This is a genomic window from Pseudomonas sp. MYb2, assembly GCF_002979955.1.
Classification (GTDB): domain Bacteria; phylum Pseudomonadota; class Gammaproteobacteria; order Pseudomonadales; family Pseudomonadaceae; genus Aquipseudomonas.
This window is the reverse complement of record NZ_PCQC01000013.1, coordinates 92088-111757: the sequence shown is the minus strand read 5'-3', so window position 1 is coordinate 111757 and position 19670 is coordinate 92088. Positions and strand designations below refer to the sequence as shown.

Sequence of the window (19670 nt, the reverse complement as noted above, 5' to 3'; positions counted from 1 at the left end):
TACTCAGCCAAGGTTCCAGAACGGGGCCTGTCGTAAGTCTGCAAGGATGCACAACTCGATGCAGTCTCGATAGCACGCCTATCAAGGACTCTCTCATGTCTCTGTTCAAACGTTCAGTCACTGAGTTGTTGGGTACGTTCTGGTTGGTATTGGGTGGTTGCGGCAGCGCGGTGATTGCCGCGTCCTCGCCGTTGGGAATCGGGGTGCTGGGGGTTGCCCTGGCGTTTGGTCTGACGGTGTTGACCATGGCATTCGCCATCGGCCACATCAGTGGCTGTCACCTCAACCCGGCCGTGTCGGTCGGACTGTTCGTCGGCGGTCGCTTTCCGGCCAAAGAGTTACCTGCTTACATCATTGCTCAAGTGCTCGGCGCGATCTTCGCGGCAGCGCTGATCGCTCACATCGCCAGTGGCAAGGAAGGTTTTGATATTGCCGCCGGCCTCGCGTCCAACGGTTATGGCGAGCACTCGCCGGGCAAATATTCGATGGCGGCGGGGTTTGTCACTGAGTTGGTGATGACCGCGATGTTCGTGATCATCATCCTCGGCGCCACCGACAAACGTGCACCGCCTGGGCTGGCGCCTATCGCCATCGGATTGGGCTTGACGCTGATCCACCTGATCTCGATTCCCGTCACCAATACCTCGGTAAACCCGGCGCGCAGCACCGGACCGGCACTGATGGTTGGCAGCTGGGCCATTGCGCAACTGTGGATGTTCTGGGTAGCACCGTTGATAGGCGCAGTGGCAGGCGGTGGAATTTATCGATGGCTGGCTGACGAAAAAAACTAAACCTCACGCAACTAAAAGGCCGTATTAGTTAAACTAAAAATACGGCCTTCAATTACATTCACACACTATATAAAATATTCTGAAACAGCGAAAACGCTGACAGACGCCTCTAAGCGTATTACCTTTGACCCCGCAAACAAAAGCAACTTTCTTCACCACCAACACACAAATCTCTCAAGGATTGAGGCATGAACACTTTAATCAACAGCATCATCGCTATTGCCTTGACTACTGGTCTGATGCAAAACAATGCTGTAGCCGATGATACCGGCACTAACGTTTATCGCTGCCAGCAATACAGCGAGGATTTCAAGGGCTACATCTGGAAGCTTAAAGGCTTTTATAGCGACGCGCCTACAGCCGAAGCGTTCATGGAGACCGAGTCCGCCAAGGCTCTGGACCTGAAAAAATGCAAGGTCTGGGTATTTGAAGATAATAGCAGCCACTGGGAGTGGTAAGTAAATGAAATATTACAAAAGTCTAATCGCCGCCGTACTGATCATTGCAACTTATTCAGGTTTTGCTTCTGCCATGCTGTCGCCAACGGTCAATAGCGACTCACCTCTGGAATTCAACATGGGTGAAGCGCTGTCTGAAGTTCGCCCGGAACTAAATTGTTCCGCCAACGCTAACACGGGAAAAGTCCAATGTGATCGACCGGAGTTCATATATACCTGTCAGGTCGCCAAAAAACCAAATCTGATGATTTATTATTATTCTTCGATTGCCACTCTTGAGGATTTTAACAACGTATCCTCGCAGAAAGGGTTAAGCAATTGTGTAGCAGGTGCAAGCTGGTAACCGAGTGTATTTTTAGTTGAACCAACAAGGCCCGAGCAAACTGTCGGGCCTTGTTGTCAGCGGCTTTTTGCAGTTTCGCGTGCGATGCCAAAGCTCAAACCTGTTTGTAAGGCAACGCGGCAACTGCTTCCTGCGCATAGGCGAGCACACCTGCGCGCTCCTGGTGCAGGAAGTCTTTGACCGCAGCTTTCAATCCCGGATGACGCAGGTAGTGCCACGAATGCGTGATCACCGGTTCAAACCCCCGAATCAGTTTGTGCTCGCCCTGAGCTCCCGCATCGAAACGCTGAAAACCATGGGCAATCGCGTAGTCCATGCCCTGATAGAAACAGGTTTCAAAGTGCAGGCTATCGAACTCGGCCAGGCAGCCCCAATAGCGGCCGTAGAAACTGTCGCCGCCGACCAGACTGAACGCCATCGCCACCGGCCGTGAGCCATGTCTGGCCAGCACCACGCGGATCGACTCCGGCATGCGTTCGGCGAGCAAGCTGAAAAATTCCCGGGTCAGATAGGGCGCTTGCCGGCGCACTGCATAGGTGTTGGCGTAGCAAGCATAGACAAAATCCCATCGAGCCTCATCCAGTTGGTGCCCCTCCAGCCATTCAAACTCGAAGCCCTGCCCTGCCACTTGCTCGCGTTCCTTACGCATCTGTTTGCGCTTGCGCGAACTGAGTACGTCGAGGAAATCCTGAAAGTCGCGATAGCCGCGATTTTGCCAATGGTACTGACAGCCGATGCGTTGCAACCAGCCCGGTTGCTCGGCCATCGCGGCGTCGGTGAAAAGGTCGGTGAAATTGATGTGCGCGCTGGATAGCCCTTCGATTTCCAGATACCCCGGCAGGCTCTTGAGCAGTTCGAAACCATCCTCGACGCTAGCCGCCAACAACCGTGGACCGCTGACCGGGCTGAAGGGTACGGCAGTCAGAAGTTTAGGGTAGTAATCAATACCGGCGCGGGCGCAGGCATCGGCCCAGCCGTGATCGAACACGTACTCGCCATAGGAGTGCCACTTGCGATAGCTGGGTAAGGCGGCGATCAGTCGATCCGCTTCGATGTGCAGCAAATGCTCCGCTTGCCAACCGGTGTGTGGGCCGATGCTGCCGCTGTCTTCCAGCGCACTGAGAAACGCATGACGCAAGAACGGCTGGTTCTCCGGTACCAGTGCATCCCAACTGGCCGGGGCGATTTCTGACAGATTTTGCAGGCGTTGCAACGGCATCGACGGGCTCTCCATAACAGGACTTCAGCGCTGGACGAGTATCGCCGATTGCGCCGCAATACACACCCGCATTGGGGCGACAGCGCTCTAGATCAGTAGTTCACGAGCATTTTGTATCGTCATCATCCTGCCATCACTGTGCCACTGCTCTGTCATAAACCATCGCGATACTGGCGCCTGTTTTTAGAGCGCCGGGTTCTACCCGGACACTGTTTTCCGACGTTCACTGCGTCGGTTGTGCCCAGGATGGTTCAGCCATCCTCTCTCATCTTCGGAGATTGCTATGCGTCTTGCTTCCACGAAAACTGCGGCGGCCCTGTGCGGTGGCTTGTTGCTGGCCATGAGCGTTCCGGCCAGTGCTGCAGTCGACGCCAAACTGCTCGACATGCTCAAGGCTAACGGTTCGATTTCCCAGGCGCAGTACGTAGAACTGCAAACTGAACTGGCCAAGGATCAGAAGGCTCAGCAAATCGCGCAGCAGGCGCAGCAAGAGACCAACGAACAAGTCGCCGCCGTTGCGAAGAAAACCAACGAACAAAGCGTTTTCGACCAGAAACTGGCCTGGGCCGCGAAGACCCAGTTCAAGGGCGACGTACGTATTCGTCAGGAAACCATCAAGATCGACGGCGAGCCGAACAACGGCGGCCGCGACAAGGATCGTCAGCGTATCCGTGCCCGTCTGGGTGCCTACACCGAGATCAACCCGCAGGTCGACACCGGCATTCGTATCGCCACTGGCGGCGGCGACGATGCCCGTTCGACCAACCAGGATCAGGACAACTACTTCGACAAGAAGCAGATCTGGCTCGACCTGGGCTATATCGACTACCACCCCGATCAGATCAAGAACCTGCACATCATCGGCGGCAAGATGCTCCAGCCGTGGGTCAGCATGGGCGACGTGATCTGGGACAGCGACATCAACCCGGAAGGTCTGGCCGTTACCTACAAGTATCCACTGGGCAGCAGCGCCGAACTGTTCGGCAGCCTGGGTAACTACAACCTCAAGGACAACGTCGACGGCGATGGCGTGCAATTCCGTCACGACCTGCGTCTGACCGCCGGCCAGTTGGGTAGCCGCTTCAACATCACCGACAACCTCAAAGTGACTTTGGGCGGCAGCGTCTACGCCTACCAGAACGATGAAGACAGCCGCTGCACCGGGACTTCCACACCTTGCGCCCTGGCGGTCAACGGCAACTCGGCTGACAACGAATTCCGTCTGTATGAAGGCTTCAGCCAGGTCGACATCGGTGGTCTGCCAATGCCACTGTCGTTCTACGGTCAGTACGTGAAGAACAACGATGCCGTGACTGATCAGGACACTGCATGGCTGGTCGGTGCCAAGTCGAAAGTCTTCGGCCTGAACCTCGATTACAACTACCGTGACGTGCAGCGCAACGCCGTGGTCGGCGCCTTCACCGACTCCGACTTCGCCAACGGTACCACCGGTTCCCGGGGCCACAAGTTCAAGGTCGGTTACGACATCGACAAGAACTTCGCCATTGGCGCCACGTACTTCCTGACCAAGGCCGACTTTGCCAGCCGTACCCAGCGTGATGCTGACGCCAACACCCTGCAGCTGGATGCGGAAGCCAAGTTCTAAAAACGCTTCACCCTATAGCCCGGTGCGGGCGGAACGATCCCCATCATCCGTTCGTTTCATCCGCACCGAGCTATTCCCTTTACAGGAGCTGCCGGAGGCTGCGATCTTTTGATCTTAAAAAACAAGATCAAAAGATCGCAGCCTCGTTTCACTCGTCAGCTCCTACGAAAAGCGGTCTTTGCGACGTTGCTCGGCCAGGCGCTCTGCCAAGGTATCCACACCCTCTTGCGGCTTCTCCGGCATCGCCTTCAACGTGGCCTGCATCAATTTCATCTGCCGAATGAAGCGCCGGCAATTAGGGCAGAACATCAGGTGATGGCGCACCATCAGTTTTTCGCGAAAGCTTAACTGGCCATCGAGATAATCGCTGGAGCGCGCCACTTGTTCCTTACAGGTCAGCATTCGCCGGTCTCCTCAAAATGCTCCACCGTGGCGAAGACTTTCAGCCGCGCACGATGCAGCAGCACACGGACATTGGAGAGAGAGATCTCCAGAAGATTACAGATCTCCTCCAGCTCCAGGCCCTGACGCTCACGCAACAGCAACACACTGCTTTGCAGCTCCGACAGACTGAGCAAGGTGTGCTCCAGACAGTCACGCAATTCACCTTCGGTGAGCAAGGCTTCCGGGGTGTCCTGATGCCAGGCGAACGGGGCGATCAGCCAATGGCCGTCACCGGGAGAAAAGCGGTCATCATCGATGCTGCCGTGGGGCGACGGCAGGTCATCCATCAACACTTCACGACGATTTTGCTTGTAGCGGCTTTTCGCCGAGTTGGCGGTGATGGTCAGCAGCCAGGTCTTGAGACTGGAGCGGCCTTCGAAGCTGCCAATATGGCGCACCACGGAGAGCCAGGCGTCCTGCACCACTTCCTCGACATGACGCTGACCGACGATGGCATAGGCCACGGCGCGCATGGCGCTCTGGTAGGTGCTGACCAATTCCTTGAAAGCCTTTTGCTCACCGGCCAGCAGGCGTTCGAGCAGTTGAGTGTCGTCCATTGCGGCCATGCATTACCTCTCTGAAAGCAAAAGATCGCAGCCTGCGGCAGCTCCTGCAAGGGTCAGTGCAGGAGTTGCCGCAGGCTGCGATCTTTCAAGGCGCAATCAACGTTTGCGCAGGATCACGCTGCCAATGGAATAACCGGCGCCGAACGAACTCAGCACTGCCAGCGAACCGGCAGCCAGGTCGTCCTGATATTTGTGAAACGCAATCACCGAACCGGCGGAGCTGGTGTTGGCGTAGGTGTCGAGAATCACCGGGGCTTCTTCTTCGGTGGCTTCGCGGCCCAGCAGTTTGCGCACGATCAGGTGATTCATGCTCAGGTTGGCCTGGTGCAGCCAGAAGCGCTTCACATCGCCAACATTCAGCTGGTTCTCTTGCAGATGCTCGCCGATCAGTTCGGCAACCATCGGGCAGACATCCTTGAACACTTTGCGGCCTTCTTGCACGAACAGCTTGTCGCGGGCACCGACGCCCTCTTCAGCTGCGCGGTTGAGGAAACCGAAGTTGTTACGGATGTTGTTGGAGAACTTGGTCAGCAGCTTGGTGCTGACCACGTCGAACTGGTGCTTGGACGTCGCTGTGTCAGCACGTTCGATGATCACCGCAGTCGCGGCGTCGCCGAAGATGAAGTGGCTGTCCCGATCACGGAAGTTCAGGTGCCCGGTGCAGACTTCCGGGTTGACCATCAGGATTGCCCGCGCCTGACCCAGTTGCACACTGTTGGCCGCAGCCTGGATGCCGAAGGTCGCCGAGGAGCAGGCGACGTTCATGTCGAAGCCGAAGCCTTGAATGCCCAGGGCTTCCTGGACTTCGATAGCGATGGCCGGGTAGGCGCGTTGCAGATTGGAACAGGCAACGATCACGCCGTCTATGTCGGCTGCTGTTTTGCCGGCACGTTGCAGGGCCTGTTCGGCAGCGCCGATGGCCATCTGGCAAAGCACCGACCATTCGTCGTTGGAACGCTCCGGCAGGCGTGGGGCCATGCGTTGCGGGTCGAGGATGCCGTCCTTGTCCATGACAAAACGGCTCTTGATGCCGGAGGCTTTTTCGATGAAGGCGGCGCTGGATTCGGTCAGGGCCTGTACTTCGCCGCTGGCGATGGCCTGGGCGTTGTCAGCGTTGAACTGGGCGACGTAGGTATTGAAAGACTGCACCAGCTCTTCGTTGGAGATGCTGTTGGCCGGGGTGTACAGGCCGGTGCCGCTGATGACGACGTTATGCATGGTCGTTTCTCTAATCTGTTCAGGCAGAAAGTGCTGGAACCGTCGTACCAACACACAAAGGGTCTATTCCCATCCGGGGGACGCAAACCTGGCATCGCTTTATTCCGTCTCGCACCACGGCCGAAGGCTCTGGGTCGCGAAACCGGCGTTTATGGTCGCGAAGTTTGCCATAAACGCAGGCTTTTGGCGCCTTTCTCAAGATCAACACGGATGATCGTTCCCACGCTCCTGCGTGGGAATGCAGCCCGTGACGCTCCGCGTCACTGGACGCGGAGCGTCCCCAGAAGCATTCCCACGCAGAGCGTGGGAACGATCAGCGTTACGGTTCGACCTGAGTCCACTGCTTGTTCAGGCGTTTGTCGGAAATCGGCGTTTTCGTGCCCAACTGTTGGGCGAACAGCGACACCCGGTATTCCTCCAGCCACCAGCGGTACAACTCCAGCTGCGGATCGCGCTTGCCTTCCTGCGCATGCTTGGCGGCGCGAGCCTGGTATTGCGCCCAGAGGCCGGCGAGTTCGCCGCTCCAGACGCGATCCTTCTGCAGCTGCGCGGCAAGCTTCTCGAAACGCTGCTCGACCGCCTTCAAGTAACGCGGCAGTTCTTTGAGCCACTGCATCGGCGTTTCACGGACAAATCCCGGATACACCAGATGGCTGATCTGCTGCTTGATGTCATTCAGTGCCACCGCCTGAGCGAGGTCGATCTTGCCTTTGAAGCGTTTCTGCAAACCGTGCCACAGCTTGAGAATCTCCAGGGTCAGCCGCGCCACGCGCTCGGCGTGCTCGGTCCAACTGCCGCGCTTGCGCTCGGCCAGTGCCGCCAACCCGGCGCCGTCACGGGGCAGCGGATCTTCGCCTTCAAGAATGCAGCTATCGAGGCTGGCCAGCAGAATGTCCTCGACCAGCGCATCAACCCGGCCCAGCTCGCGATAGAGCAGGCCCAGTTCAGTCTGCCCCGGCAACTTGCTGCGCAGGAATTTCGCCGGTTCGGCCAGTTGCTGCATCAGCAGACGCTGCAAGGCGCGGCGATGCTGGAATTCGGCCTCGGCCGGGGTCGAAAAGCGCCCTTCCTTGACCGTGCCACCCTCTTCGACCAGCGCCGGATACACCGTCATCGACAGCCCGGCGATCTTCTGTTGGGTCTTCTCTGCCACCGGCGCGAAGACTTTCGCCTCCACCGGCTGTTGGCTCTTCGCACTCTGCGGCACGGCCAACGCGGCCTGACTGGCCTCGGCAAACCGTGCGGTCAGTTCGGCCAGATCGCGGCCTTCGCCAAGGAATTTGCCTTGGCCGTCGACGATTTCCAGGTTCATCCGCAGATGCCCTTCGACGCCCTGTTCAGCTTCGGCCCACGCCTCATCACTGACCCGCGCACCGGTCATGCGCAACAGCTCACGACCCAGCGCCTGCGGCAACGAACCTTCGGCAAAGGTCATGCGCTGCAATGCCGCTTTGATGAAGTCCGGCACCGGCACGAAGTTTTTGCGCAGCGCTTTCGGCAAGTTGCGCACGAGGGCGATGCACTTGGCTTCGATCAGCCCCGGCACCAGCCACTCCAGACGTTCCGGCGGCAGCATCGGCAACAGCGGCGCCGGCACCCGCAAGGTCACGCCGTCGCGCGGGTGATTGGGTTCGAAGTGATAGGTCAGCGCCAGTTCCAGATCGCCGATGTGCAGCGTGTCCGGGTAATCGCGCGCGGTGACTTCACTGGCCTCGCGGGCCAGCACGTCTTCTTCGCGCATGATCAACAGCTGCGGGTTCTTCTGGCTGTTGATGCGGTACCAACTGTCGAAAGTCGCGGTCTGGTGAATCTCCGCCGGCAAACGCGCATCGTAGAACGCGTACAGGGTTTCTTCGTCAGCAAGAATGTCGCGGCGACGGGCCTTGGCTTCCAGTTCGTCGAGCTGCTCCAGCAGTTGCTGGTTGGCGGTCAGGCATTTGGCCTTCGACTGAATCTCGCCACGCACCAGAGCTTCGCGGATAAACAGCTCACGGGAAACCACTGGATCGACCGGGCCGTAATGCACCGGGCGGCGGCCGACCACGATGAGCCCGAACAAAGTGATCTGTTCGAACGCTACGACCTGCCCTCGCTTCTTCTCCCAGTGCGGTTCGAAGTGGTTTTTCTTGATCAAGTGCCCGGCCAGCGGCTCGATCCAGTCGGCGTCGATCTTGGCGACCATGCGCGCGTAAAGCTTGGTGGTTTCCACCAGTTCGGCGGTCATCAGCCATTGCGGACGTTTCTTGCCGATGCCCGACGACGGATGAATCCAGAAGCGCCGCTGACGCGCGCCAAGGTAATCGCCGTCCTCGGTTTTCTGGCCGATCTGGCTGAGCAGACCGACCAGCACCGCTTTGTGCAGTTTCGGGTAATCGGCAGGCTCTTTGTTCAGGCTCAACTGCATGTCACGGCAGATCAGGCTCAACTGGCGATGGGAATCGCGCCACTCGCGCAAACGCAAATAGTTGAGGAAGTTCTTGCGGCACCAGTTACGTAACGGGCTTGCCGTCAGCGCTTGGCGTTGTTCTTCAAAGCCACGCCACAAATTCACTAATCCAGCGAAGTCGGAATCAACGTCTTTCCATTGGGCATGGGCCTGATCAGCCGCTTGCTGACGTTCCGGCGGACGCTCGCGCGGATCCTGAATCGACATGGCACTGGCGACGATCAGTACCTCCTGCAAGCTACCGAGCTTGGCCGCTTCAAGCAGCATGCGGCCCATACGCGGGTCGACCGGCAGGCGAGCAAGTTGGCGACCGAGCGGGGTCAACTGACTGTTGCGATCCACCGCCGAGAGTTCTTGCAGCAGGTTGAAACCGTCGCTGATCGCCTTGCCATCCGGCGGTTCAATAAACGGAAACGCAGTGATCTCGCCGAGGCGCAGATGCAGCATCTGCAAAATAACCGCCGCCAGGTTGGTGCGCAGAATTTCCGGATCGGTGAATTCCGGGCGACCGAGGAAATCTTCTTCGCTGTACAAACGAATGCAGATACCCGGCTCGACCCGGCCACAACGACCTTTACGCTGATTGGCGCTGGCCTGGGAAATCGCTTCGATCGGCAGACGCTGGACCTTGGCGCGATAGCTGTAACGGCTGATGCGCGCGGTGCCGCTGTCGATCACATAGCGGATGCCCGGCACGGTCAACGAAGTTTCGGCAACGTTGGTCGCGAGCACCACACGACGGCCCGGGTGCGACTGGAAAATCCGCTGCTGCTCGGCCGGCGACAGGCGCGCGTACAGCGGCAGGATTTCAGTGTGTTTGATTTGCGCCTTGCGCAGCATGTCGGCAGCGTCGCGAATCTCACGCTCGCCGGGCAGGAACACCAACACGTCACCGGGACTGCGGCGTTCGCTGCGTTCGTAGGCGGCGATTTCGTCGAGGGTCGCGAGGATCGCCTGATCGACGGTCAGGTCATCCTCGACACGGTTGCCCTCTTCGTCCTGCTCCAGTGTCAGCGGGCGATACCAGGTGTCCACCGGGAAGGTGCGACCGGACACTTCAACAATCGGCGCATCATCAAAATGCTTGGAGAAGCGCTCCAGATCGATGGTCGCCGAAGTAATGATGACTTTCAGATCCGGACGACGCGGTAGCAGGGTTTTCAGGTAACCGAGCAGAAAGTCGATGTTGAGGCTGCGTTCGTGGGCTTCGTCGACGATGATCGTGTCGTAGCGTTCGAGGTAGCGATCGTTCTGGGTTTCCGCGAGCAGGATGCCGTCGGTCATCAGTTTGATCAGGGTGTTGGAATCGCTCTGATCTTCGAAACGCACCTGATAGCCGACCAGCGAACCGAGCGGCGTGCCGAGTTCTTCGGCAACGCGGCTGGCGACGCTGCGGGCAGCGATTCGACGCGGCTGGGTGTGGCCGATCAAGCCGTGCTGGCCGCGACCGATCTCCAGACAGATTTTCGGCAACTGGGTGGTTTTACCCGAACCGGTTTCGCCGGCGATGATCAAGACCTGGTGCTGCTCCAGGGCCTTCTTGATTTCGTCGCGCTTGGCGGCAATCGGCAAACTGTCGTCGTAACGAATCACCGGCAGGCTGGCCTTGCGGGCCAGCACCTGATCACAGGACGCCTGCATGCGCGTCACCCATTGGGCCAGTTTGGTCTCATCGGGTTTCTTGCGCAGCTCAAGCAACTGCCGCCGCAGCCGGTGACGGTCGGCGAGCATGGCGTGGTCGAGGTTTTTCAGCAGTTTGTCGATGGAGGGCGATTCGTCGGTCATCGGGTAGGCAATTCGGTCGTCTATTTATGCAGGGGGCGGATTGTCGCAGATTTGCCTCCGATTGGCCTGCTTCCCCTGTAGGAGCTGCCGAAGGCTGCGATCTTTTGATCTTGTTTTTTAAAAGCAAAACCAAAAGATCGCAGCCTTCGGCAGCTCCTACAGGGGGAGTTATTCGTTATCGAGGCCTTTGCGGCGATATGGGAAGACGTCGATGACTTTGCCGGCGCGAATCGCTTCCTGCAGGCTCTTCCAGTAATCGGCGTTGTACAGCTCGCCGTGCAACTGATCGAACAACTTGCGCTGTCCCGAGTCGGCGAACAGAAACGGCGGAAACTCCTCAGGAAACACGTCCAGCGGCCCGATCGAGTACCACGGCTCGGACGCCATTTCGTCCTCCGGCGTGCGCGGCGCAGGGATGTGGCGGAAGTTGGCTTCGGTCAGGAAACAAATCTCGTCATAGTCATAAAACACCACCCGCCCGTGACGAGTGACGCCGAAGTTTTTCAGCAGCATGTCGCCGGGAAAGATATTCGCCGCCGCCAGTTGTTTGATCGCCAGGCCGTAATCCTCCAGCGCCTCACGCACCTGTGCATCGTTGGCGTTCTCCAGATACAGATTGAGCGGGGTCATCCGCCGTTCGGTCCAGCAGTGACGGATCAACACAGTGTCGCCCTCGACTGAAACCGTCGACGGCGCCACTTCCAACAATTCCTCCAGACACGCCGGATCGAACTTGCTCAGCGGAAAACGGAAGTCGGCGAACTCCTGGGTATCGGCCATGCGCCCTACCCGGTCGACGCTTTTCACCAAGCGGTATTTTTCGATCACCGTGGCGCGGTCGACGTTTTTCGACGGCGAGAAACGGTCCTTGATGATCTTGAACACGGTGTTGAAACCCGGCAGGGTGAACACGCTCATGACCATGCCGCGTACACCCGGGGCCATGATGAACTGGTCGTCGGTGTTGGCCAGATGATTGATCAACGCGCGGTAGAACTCGGATTTGCCGTGCTTGTAGAAGCCGATTGAGGTGTACAGCTCAGCGATGTGCTTGCCCGGCAGGATGCGCCGCAGAAAACCGATAAATTCCGCCGGCACCGGCACGTCGACCATGAAATACGAACGGGTGAACGAGAAGATGATCGACACCTCGGCTTCGTCGGTGATCAGCGCATCGATCTGGATCCCGCGCCCTTCGCGGTGCAGCAGTGGAATCACCAGTGGCCATTGCTCGTCGCGGGTGTAAATGCGTCCGACCAGGTACGCGCCCTTGTTGCGGTACAGCACCGAAGAAAACAGCTCGACGCTGAGTTCCGGGTCTTTGCACACCCAGTCCGGCAGGTTCTCGCGCAGTTGTGCTTCGAGCCGGAGCAAATCGCCGGGCAGATCGGCGTAGTCCTCGCTGAAACGGTAGTCGGCAAAAATGCTCGCGAGCATCCCCGACAATTGCCCTTGCGGTTTGTACGTACGGGTTTGCGCGGCGCGGGCACGGCGCAGGCTCGGACGCGTGGTGTGGATGAACATGCAGCCGTCGCTGATCAGGTCGTGGCTGAACAGCCCGCAGAAAATCGAGTTGTACCAGGTCTCGGACAGTTCATCGTCGAAACGCAGGTCGATAACGCTGATGTAGGCGCTTTTCACCAGTGGCCAGCAGCTGACATTCATCAGCGTTTCATCGTCGAAGTATTCGCGCAGGCGGGCGATGGTTTCGCCGACCTTTTCTTCATAGAGGTTGATCCGCGCCGCCGACGCGGTTTGCGTCTCTTGCCAGCGCGCCTGCTCGAAACGCTCCCGGGCGCCGTCGGTAATCCGCCGGAAATGCTCGCGGTAATCGTCAAAGCCATCGAGGATCATGCGGGCGATGTCGGTGGCTGGCCATTGCTGCGGCATAGATGAGACCTCGGCGTGCGTTGGGAAATCTGTGCCTGAGCTTAGCCACGGATGCGTGCGCAGGTGAAGTGCAATTTCTGCCAAATGCCATGCCAGTTGTAACCGACCGGGGTTTTCCGTGCAGACGCGGCGGCTACGGAAAATTAAATGTCCGATTAGCGGTTGCCATCATCTGGGGCCTCGGCAACACTCTCGTCCCGATCAAGGAAGGAGCCCCGCCGTGAGCCCTGTCGATATTATCCGCATGTTGTCGCTGGCAGCCATCTGGGGCGCGAGTTTTCTGTTCATGCGCATGATTGCGCCGGTGATCGGCTCGGTCCCGACGGCGTTCTTTCGCGTATCGATCGCCGCAGCCGGTCTGCTGGTCATTCTTGGGCTGATGCGCATCAGTCGGGATTTCAAAGGCAAACTGAAAACCGTGATGCTGCTGGGCGTGATCAATTCCGGGCTGCCGGCAACGCTCTATTCAGTCGCCGCGCAAGTGCTGCCCGCTGGGTATTCGGCAATATTCAATGCCACCACACCGTTGATGGGGGTGCTGATCGGCGCGTTGTTTTTCAGTGAGAAACTCACCATCGCCAAGTTCAGCGGCGTTTTTCTTGGTCTGTTCGGCGTCGGTGTGCTGACCCGTGCCGGTCCCATGGCATTCGATCTGCAACTGCTGATGGGCGCCCTCGCCTGCCTGCTGGCGACCACTTGCTACGGCTTTGCCGGGTTCCTCGCACGGCGCTGGCTGGATCAGGCCGGCGGCCTCGACCCACGCCTGTCGGCACTGGGCAGCATGCTCGGGGCGACGTTGTTCCTGTTGCCGCTGTTCGGCTTCAGCATCATCACCGCGCCACCGCTCAGTTGGGGGGGCTGGAATGTCTGGCTGTCGCTGCTCGGTCTGGGCCTGGGCTGCACGGCATTTGCGTACATCATTTACTTCCGCCTGCTCAGTTCGATCGGTCCGGTGAAATCAATGACCGTGACCTTCATGATTCCGCCGTTCGGCGTGTTGTGGGGGGCGTTGCTGCTGGATGAGCCGTTGTCGATGGCGCATGTGTATGGCGGGGTGCTGATTGCGGCGGCGTTGTGGCTGGTGTTGAAGCCTGCTGCGCTAAAACCTGTTGAAGTGAATACCCGGTAGGAGCTGCCGCAGGCTGCGATCTTTTGATCCTGTCTTTAAAAACAAGATCAAAAGATCGCAGTCTGCGGCAGCTCCTACCGGGGTTCGCGTTATCGGGATTTACGGAATACGAATGCCAGGCCGATGACGATCAACAGCATGCCCAGCACACTCAACGCCGCCAGGCGATTGCCGAAAATCAGATAGTCCATCACCGCCGTCACCGCCGGCACCAGATAAAACAGACTGGTGACATTCACCAGATTGCCCCGCGCGATGAGCCGATACAGCAACAGCGTTGCCAGCACAGAGACCACCAGCCCCATCCACAACACCGGCACGATAAAACCTGTGCTGTGCTCAAAGTGGAATGGCTGAAACGGCACGAAAATCCCACATAACAACAGACCGGCCAAGTACTGCACCGGCAGCGTGCCGAGGGGATTGTCGGTGATGCACTTCTGCATGATCGAGCCCAGGGTCATGCTCGCCAGCGCCAGCAGACCAAACAGCATCCCCGCCCAGGACATCCCGGCCAGACCGATGCCTTGGTAAACCACCATGATCAGCCCGGCCAGCCCCAGCGCCAGACCGAACAGGCGGCTCGCCGAGCGCTGCCGCTCCATCAAGACCACGGTGAGAATCGGCTGCACGCCCATGATGGTCGCCATCACGCCCGGAGTGACCTTGGTGTTCAGCGCCAGCAGATAGAAAATCTGATAGGCCCCCAACAACACCAAACCCGTGGCAATTGCGTAAAGCATCGGCTTGCCACCCTTGGGCAGCTTCAATTTGAGCAGCGGCGCCAGCAGCACCAGCCCGCACAAGGCAATCGCGAAGCGAATCAGCAGAAAGGCAAACGGCGAAGCGTGGGCCAGCCCCCATTTGGAGAAGATCGCCCCGCTGCTCCACAGCAGAACGAACAGGCTCGTGGACGTCGCCGCGAGCGCGGATTTTTTCGACAGGACAAACATGAATACCACCTGTAGTCAGGCAAGAAGCCAACTCAGCCGAAGCTGAAATTCAGTAGTTTTTTCTGGCGGGCGCAGGGGGCAGCAGAAACTGCCGATCAGCCCGAAACGCCAACGCCCGGCGGTGATACGACTGCGCACACCGGCGTGCTACTGACAGGTGGGGGGTAATGACTGATCTGCCTGGGCTGCTGATTCCCGCACGGCACGACGCCAGCGTTGACCGCTGAATCGACTACCGCGTTGATGAGGGATGCAGGCATTGGCGCAGATCTTTTTTGAAGGGTTGGAGCGTGAGCGGTACGGCTCACGAGCGCCGACTATAACCAGCGTGGGACATGTATTGCAATGAGTTGGGCAAAGGGCCGCTAGCGACAGATGGATGAGAGCTGAATAGGCTGTTGAGCAACGGCTACACCTATCGATGGGGAGACATGGAATGCTCGAAATCATATGCCAAGGGAACGGAGTTATCTGCGCTATCAGTTGTATCGGTCGCTGGCCAGGAAGCAGGCAAGCATCGCCACTGCTCTATTGCAGCTACCAGCGGGACAAGACTTGTCGAAAGTACGCTTTGAACCTATCGATGCCAAAGCACTAGGTGCGTTTGAGCTTTGGGATGATCCGCATTTTTGCTGGCGAGAGATTGCCGAATGGAAGTCACGAGAACCTTTGTCCCTGGATATCGCGATCTGGTTTGAAGAACAGCTGTGCGGGCTGTGTTTTGTCAACCCGAACAAAAGCCGCCAGCGAATTCGAATCGTACGATTGGAAGGGCGGTCCGGAGTGCCTCACCCGCTTAAAAAGCGTATTGCGCTTTTGTCGATGGTGGCCATCGATGAGTTTGCGCAAATAATCGGCAGTAAGTGCATTGAAGTCCAGGAACCGATACCAGGAGCAATTCCTGTTTATACAGAACTCGGCTTCAAATTTGATTTTGAAGGCCGCCTTGTCCTCGCAGTGGAGAGTAAAGTATCGTGAAAACTGTTCAAGTAAAGATCAACGAGGGCGGGAGCATGCGTAAATCTGTGAAAAAATCCCCCACTAAGAAAAGATCAATCAAAACTGACGAAAAGCTTATCTCCTCCGAGCTATCAGCCAATCAGCAGCGCTTTCTTCAGCTATTGATTACAGGCATCGAAGACGAACCCAACCTTCTCGCTGGACGGCGCTGATTCGCAAGCGATAAAAAACCGCTCACAAGGAGCGGTTTTTTATTGTCTGATCCAGCTTCAGCCGAACAACCAATACCCCAACAACGTCAACACCAGCACCGCCAGCACCGGACGCATCACGCGGTAGGCTTTCGGATGACGGCGTTTCCACTGTTTGACCACGCCACTGAACTTGTCGCTGAAGTTCTTGCTCCAGGCGTAGGCCTGGTTGATCCCGCCGACGCGTTCGTCATCAAGGTTCTGCGGTGCGGTGGCACGGCCGAGCCAGGCGCTGATCGCGCGGTTGATGCGGGTCATGAGGCGGTTGCTCAGCGGACGCTCGACGTCGCAGAACAGAATCACGCGGGTTTGGTCGGTTTCGTTCTTGACCCAGTGCACGTAGGTCTCGTCGAACATCACGTCTTCGCCATCACGCCAGGCGTACACCTGACCGTCGACGAAGATCCGGCAATCATCGGAGTTTGGCGTCGACAAACCGAGGTGATAGCGCAGTGAGCCGGCAAACGGATCGCGGTGCGGGTTCAGGTGACTGCCACCCGGCAGCAAGGCAAACATCGCGCCTTTGACATTGGGGATGGCACTGACCAGCGCCACGGTTTTCGGGCACAGGGTTTCGGCCGAGGGCAGCGGTTTGTCGTACCACTTGAGGTAGAAACGCTTCCAGCCCTTTTTGAAGAACGAGCCAAAACCGGCGTCGTTGTTCTTCTCGGCGGCGCGAATGTAGCCTTCGTCGAACAGATGCAACGCTTCGTCGCGAATGGTTTCCCAGTTATCGCGCAGCACATCCAGCTCCGGAAACTTGCTGCGATCCAGGTACGGTTTGGACGGCACGCCAGAAAACAGGTACATCAAGGCGTTGTACGGGGCAAACAACGCCGAGTGGTTGACGAACTGACGCAGTACCGGCAAACGCGCCTTGCCGCGCAAATGCACATAGAGCGTGCTGCCCAGAAACAGCAACAGCACAAACGCCTTGGCGGCAAACGAAACGGTCATCAACAACTCCTTGAATAAAGACAACGCTGCGCAATGCCCTTTACCCGGCATGGCAGCCGGCCATGATAAACACTACCGGCCTCGGGAAAAACCCGCTCAACCCAAGAATCAGTGTTAAGAATTGCGCAACAAAGCATTTATTAACATAACGATCCTGAACCCTGGCTGACCTGAATCAAATGGATCTACTGCTGAGTTTCCTGCTCGGTAAACAGATCACTGAACAGCATGCTCGATAGATAACGCTCACCGGAGTCCGGCAGAATCACCACAATGGTCTTGCCCTGCATCTCCGGGGTTTCCGCCAAACGCACCGCGACGGCCATCGCGGCGCCGCAGGAGATACCGCAGAGAATCCCTTCTTCCTGCATCAGACGCAGGGCCATGGCTTTGGATTCTTCGTCGGTGACCTGCTCAACCCGGTCCACCATCGACAGATCGAGGTTTTTGGGGACGAAACCTGCGCCAATACCCTGGATCTTGTGCGGACTTGGCTTGATCTCTTCACCGGCCAATGCCTGAGTAATCACAGGTGAAGACACCGGTTCCACGGCCACCGATAGAATAGGTTTGCCCTGGGTATTCTTGATATACCGCGAAACGCCGGTGATGGTTCCGCCGGTGCCGACACCCGCTACCAGCACATCGACCGCACCATCGGTATCGTTCCAGATTTCCGGGCCGGTAGTCTTTTCGTGAATGGCCGGGTTGGCCGGGTTATCGAACTGCGCCGGCATGAAGTATTTGTCGGCATCACTGGCGACGATCTCGGCCGCCTTCTCGATGGCGCCTTTCATGCCTTTCGCCGGTTCAGTCAATACCAGTTCTGCGCCCAACGCCTTGAGGACCTTACGCCGTTCAATGCTCATGGACGCCGGCATCGTCAGCATCAGTTTGTAACCACGGGCGGCCGCAACGAAAGCCAGGCCAATACCGGTGTTGCCCGAGGTTGGCTCAACGATGGTCATGCCGGGCTTGAGTTTGCCGCTGCTTTCGGCATCCCAGATCATGTTTGCGCCGATCCGGCACTTGACCGAATACCCGGGGTTGCGCCCTTCGATTTTGGCCAGGATGGTCACGCCACGCGGCGCAATGCGGTTGATCTGCACCAGCGGCGTATTACCGATGGAATGGGCGTTGTCAGCGAAAATGCGGCTCATGGCTGGGTCCTTATGCAGCGTTGAATTCAGCCTTCAAAGGTATGCCTGTTGCCTGGCGCAGTCCAGTCGGGTCGAACGACTGCGCGGCGTAATAGTCAATCGCTTACATCGTCAGGGAATTGCCGTCATGAAGCGTCGCTACAGTTGGCCACTAGGGATTTTCGCCGTCGTCGTTGTGTTGCTGATAGCACTGCACATCGCCCTGCCCTACATGGTGCGCGACTATCTGAACGGCAAACTGGCGGACATGGGTGACTATCGGGGCCAGATCACTGATGTCGACCTGGCCCTATGGCGCGGCGCCTACAAGATCAACGGTCTGAAAATCGTCAAGGTCGACGGCAAGGTGCCGGTGCCGTTCGTCAACGCGCCGCTGATCGATCTGGCGGTCAGCTGGCATTCGCTGTGGTACGACCATGCCGTCGTGGCGCAGGTGAGATTCGTAAATCCTGAAGTCAATTTCGTCGATGGTGGCGCTAACAAACAGAACTCACAAACAGGTCAAGGCACCGACTGGCGCGCGCAACTGGGCAAATTGCTGCCGATCACTCTCGACGAAGTACAGATTCAGGACGGCAAGATCAGTTTCCGCAACTTCAATTCAAAACCTCAAGTGAACATGAACGCGACCAATGTTGACGCGAGCATCTACAACCTGACCAACGTGGTCGACAAACAGGGCAAACGCGACGCCCGCTTTGAAGGCAAAGCCCTGCTGCTGGGGCACGCACCGCTGGAAACCACCGCAACGTTCGACCCTCTGAGCAACTTCGAGGACTTCGAATTCCGTCTGCGCGCCAAAGACATCGAACTCAAGCGCATGAACGACTTCGCCTCGGCCTACGGCAAGTTCGACTTCAACGCCGGCCACGGTGATGTGGTGATCGAAGCCCAAGCCAAAAAAGCCCAGGTCAACGGCTATATCAAACCACTGCTGCGCGACGTCGAAGTGTTCAACTGGCAACAGGACGTGGAAAACCAGAACAAAAGCATCTTCCGCTCAGTCTGGGAGGCACTGGTGGGCGGCACGGAAACCGTGCTGAAGAACCAGGCGAAAAACCAGTTCGCCACCAAGGTAGAACTCAGCGGCAACGTGCATCAGCAAAATATCAGCGCATTCGAGGCGTTTTTGCAGATTTTGCGCAATGGCTTCGTCCAGGCATTCAATGCCCGCTATGAGCGGCCGAAGCCTGATGCGGGTTAGGGTTCATTTCTGGAGAAGCATCCAGATATAGAGTATCGGCGCCAATCTGAATATCCGGGGCCGGCCATTCAACGGTCCAACCTTTATCGCCCAAGATGGCAGTCGCAAAGACTTGGGGATCAAGCAAGGGCTGCAACTGCTTATACGTTTGAATATCTCGACTCAAATCGAGTGTCAGCGCGCGACCATCAACAAAGCAGAGTGCAAGCCGACTATCAGAGAGCGCAGTAACTGCCGCCAAGCGTGGTCGTTTCATGGATAACATCAATTCAGCGCCTCCGGGCAGATGG

At 57.8% G+C, this 19670-nt stretch carries 17 protein-coding genes and 1 pseudogene; 8 read left to right on the top strand and 10 right to left on the bottom strand.

Going from position 1 to position 19670, the window contains the following annotated elements:
* Nucleotides 1-95 precede the first annotated feature (95 nt).
* The 3 genes from aqpZ (at nucleotide 96) to CQ009_RS29865 (ending at nucleotide 1592) form a co-directional block, all read left to right on the top strand.
* Nucleotides 96-791, top strand: coding sequence for an aquaporin Z (gene aqpZ / locus CQ009_RS20800; RefSeq protein ID WP_105708510.1), 696 nt, complete (start codon nucleotides 96-98; stop codon nucleotides 789-791).
* A 188-nt stretch (nucleotides 792-979) separates the two neighbouring features.
* Nucleotides 980-1249 (top strand): hypothetical protein, encoded by a 270-nt coding sequence (locus CQ009_RS20795; protein ID WP_064388364.1) that lies wholly within the window; start codon nucleotides 980-982, stop codon nucleotides 1247-1249.
* Between the two features lie 4 nt (nucleotides 1250-1253).
* Nucleotides 1254-1592 (top strand): hypothetical protein, encoded by a 339-nt coding sequence (locus CQ009_RS29865; protein ID WP_146117560.1) that lies wholly within the window; start codon nucleotides 1254-1256, stop codon nucleotides 1590-1592.
* Nucleotides 1593-1686: 94 nt separating this feature from the next.
* Here the strand turns inward: CQ009_RS29865 and CQ009_RS20790 are convergent, their stop codons facing one another.
* Nucleotides 1687-2811, bottom strand: a complete 1125-nt coding sequence (locus CQ009_RS20790; protein WP_105708508.1) for a GNAT family N-acetyltransferase — start codon at nucleotides 2809-2811, stop codon at nucleotides 1687-1689.
* Between the two features lie 283 nt (nucleotides 2812-3094).
* On the opposite strand from CQ009_RS20790, the gene CQ009_RS20785 reads away from it, so the two are divergent.
* On the top strand, nucleotides 3095-4417 hold the full coding sequence (locus CQ009_RS20785) for a putative porin (protein WP_064388367.1): 1323 nt from the start codon (nucleotides 3095-3097) through the stop codon (nucleotides 4415-4417).
* Between the two features lie 162 nt (nucleotides 4418-4579).
* Here CQ009_RS20785 and CQ009_RS20780 read toward each other — a convergent pair whose 3' ends face one another.
* The 5 genes from CQ009_RS20780 to aceK all read right to left on the bottom strand — a co-directional run bounded on the left by CQ009_RS20780 (nucleotide 4580) and on the right by aceK (nucleotide 12766).
* Nucleotides 4580-4819, bottom strand: a complete 240-nt coding sequence (locus tag CQ009_RS20780; protein ID WP_064388368.1) for an anti-sigma factor — start codon at nucleotides 4817-4819, stop codon at nucleotides 4580-4582.
* Nucleotides 4813-5427 (bottom strand): RNA polymerase sigma factor, encoded by a 615-nt coding sequence (locus CQ009_RS20775; protein WP_064388370.1) that lies wholly within the window; start codon nucleotides 5425-5427, stop codon nucleotides 4813-4815. The genes CQ009_RS20780 and CQ009_RS20775 overlap by 7 nt, the downstream gene beginning before the upstream one ends.
* A 96-nt stretch (nucleotides 5428-5523) precedes the next feature.
* Nucleotides 5524-6645 carry a beta-ketoacyl-ACP synthase III gene (locus tag CQ009_RS20770; RefSeq protein WP_064388372.1) on the bottom strand — a complete coding sequence of 374 codons (1122 nt, stop codon included), beginning with the start codon at nucleotides 6643-6645 and terminating at the stop codon, nucleotides 5524-5526.
* Between the two features lie 319 nt (nucleotides 6646-6964).
* On the bottom strand, nucleotides 6965-10876 hold the full coding sequence (hrpA, locus tag CQ009_RS20765; protein WP_105708506.1) for an ATP-dependent RNA helicase HrpA: 3912 nt from the start codon (nucleotides 10874-10876) through the stop codon (nucleotides 6965-6967).
* A gap of 168 nt (nucleotides 10877-11044) precedes the next feature.
* Nucleotides 11045-12766 carry a bifunctional isocitrate dehydrogenase kinase/phosphatase gene (gene aceK, locus CQ009_RS20755; RefSeq protein WP_064388375.1) on the bottom strand — a complete coding sequence of 574 codons (1722 nt, stop codon included), beginning with the start codon at nucleotides 12764-12766 and terminating at the stop codon, nucleotides 11045-11047.
* A 220-nt stretch (nucleotides 12767-12986) separates the two neighbouring features.
* Between aceK and CQ009_RS20750 the strand changes: the two genes are divergently transcribed.
* Nucleotides 12987-13895, top strand: coding sequence for a DMT family transporter (locus tag CQ009_RS20750; protein WP_105708504.1), 909 nt, complete (start codon nucleotides 12987-12989; stop codon nucleotides 13893-13895).
* 89 nt (nucleotides 13896-13984) lie between these two features.
* Here the strand turns inward: CQ009_RS20750 and CQ009_RS20745 are convergent, their stop codons facing one another.
* Nucleotides 13985-14848: a DMT family transporter gene (locus CQ009_RS20745; RefSeq protein WP_105708502.1), complete on the bottom strand. Its 864-nt coding sequence runs from the start codon at nucleotides 14846-14848 to the stop codon at nucleotides 13985-13987.
* Between the two features lie 555 nt (nucleotides 14849-15403).
* Between CQ009_RS20745 and CQ009_RS20740 the strand changes: the two genes are divergently transcribed.
* Nucleotides 15404-15826: a hypothetical protein gene (locus tag CQ009_RS20740; RefSeq protein WP_318183156.1), complete on the top strand. Its 423-nt coding sequence runs from the start codon at nucleotides 15404-15406 to the stop codon at nucleotides 15824-15826.
* On the top strand, nucleotides 15823-16020 hold the full coding sequence (locus CQ009_RS20735; RefSeq protein WP_105708498.1) for a hypothetical protein: 198 nt from the start codon (nucleotides 15823-15825) through the stop codon (nucleotides 16018-16020). Before CQ009_RS20740 ends, CQ009_RS20735 begins: the two co-directional genes overlap by 4 nt.
* A gap of 57 nt (nucleotides 16021-16077) precedes the next feature.
* Here CQ009_RS20735 and CQ009_RS20730 read toward each other — a convergent pair whose 3' ends face one another.
* Together CQ009_RS20730 and cysK are read right to left on the bottom strand one after the other, a co-directional pair.
* Nucleotides 16078-17016, bottom strand: coding sequence for an aspartyl/asparaginyl beta-hydroxylase domain-containing protein (locus CQ009_RS20730; protein WP_064388381.1), 939 nt, complete (start codon nucleotides 17014-17016; stop codon nucleotides 16078-16080).
* A gap of 185 nt (nucleotides 17017-17201) precedes the next feature.
* Nucleotides 17202-18176 carry a cysteine synthase A gene (gene cysK, locus CQ009_RS20725; protein ID WP_064388383.1) on the bottom strand — a complete coding sequence of 325 codons (975 nt, stop codon included), beginning with the start codon at nucleotides 18174-18176 and terminating at the stop codon, nucleotides 17202-17204.
* Between the two features lie 127 nt (nucleotides 18177-18303).
* On the opposite strand from cysK, the gene CQ009_RS20720 reads away from it, so the two are divergent.
* Nucleotides 18304-19380, top strand: a complete 1077-nt coding sequence (locus CQ009_RS20720; protein ID WP_105708496.1) for a DUF748 domain-containing protein — start codon at nucleotides 18304-18306, stop codon at nucleotides 19378-19380.
* Nucleotides 19381-19396: 16 nt separating this feature from the next.
* Here the strand turns inward: CQ009_RS20720 and CQ009_RS20715 are convergent.
* Nucleotides 19397-19645: pseudogene (locus CQ009_RS20715) on the bottom strand (DUF2442 domain-containing protein); the annotation flags it as partial.
* Nucleotides 19646-19670 lie beyond the last annotated feature (25 nt).

Excerpts from the sequence above, each read along its gene's own strand:
- CQ009_RS20745 (WP_105708502.1), bottom strand. The coding sequence starts at position 14,848 with ATGTTTGTCCTGTCGAAAAAATCCGCGCTCGCGGCGACGTCCACGAGC.
- CQ009_RS20790 (WP_105708508.1), bottom strand. The coding sequence starts at position 2,811 with ATGCCGTTGCAACGCCTGCAAAATCTGTCAGAAATCGCCCCGGCCAGT.
- CQ009_RS29865 (WP_146117560.1), top strand. The coding sequence starts at position 1,254 with ATGAAATATTACAAAAGTCTAATCGCCGCCGTACTGATCATTGCAACT.
- CQ009_RS20770 (WP_064388372.1), bottom strand. The coding sequence starts at position 6,645 with ATGCATAACGTCGTCATCAGCGGCACCGGCCTGTACACCCCGGCCAAC.
- CQ009_RS20775 (WP_064388370.1), bottom strand. The coding sequence starts at position 5,427 with ATGGCCGCAATGGACGACACTCAACTGCTCGAACGCCTGCTGGCCGGT.
- CQ009_RS20780 (WP_064388368.1), bottom strand. The coding sequence starts at position 4,819 with ATGCTGACCTGTAAGGAACAAGTGGCGCGCTCCAGCGATTATCTCGAT.
- CQ009_RS20785 (WP_064388367.1), top strand. The coding sequence starts at position 3,095 with ATGCGTCTTGCTTCCACGAAAACTGCGGCGGCCCTGTGCGGTGGCTTG.
- cysK (WP_064388383.1), bottom strand. The coding sequence starts at position 18,176 with ATGAGCCGCATTTTCGCTGACAACGCCCATTCCATCGGTAATACGCCG.
- aqpZ (WP_105708510.1), top strand. The coding sequence starts at position 96 with ATGTCTCTGTTCAAACGTTCAGTCACTGAGTTGTTGGGTACGTTCTGG.
- hrpA (WP_105708506.1), bottom strand. The coding sequence starts at position 10,876 with ATGACCGACGAATCGCCCTCCATCGACAAACTGCTGAAAAACCTCGAC.
- CQ009_RS20720 (WP_105708496.1), top strand. The coding sequence starts at position 18,304 with ATGAAGCGTCGCTACAGTTGGCCACTAGGGATTTTCGCCGTCGTCGTT.
- aceK (WP_064388375.1), bottom strand. The coding sequence starts at position 12,766 with ATGCCGCAGCAATGGCCAGCCACCGACATCGCCCGCATGATCCTCGAT.
- CQ009_RS20730 (WP_064388381.1), bottom strand. The coding sequence starts at position 17,016 with ATGACCGTTTCGTTTGCCGCCAAGGCGTTTGTGCTGTTGCTGTTTCTG.
- CQ009_RS20795 (WP_064388364.1), top strand. The coding sequence starts at position 980 with ATGAACACTTTAATCAACAGCATCATCGCTATTGCCTTGACTACTGGT.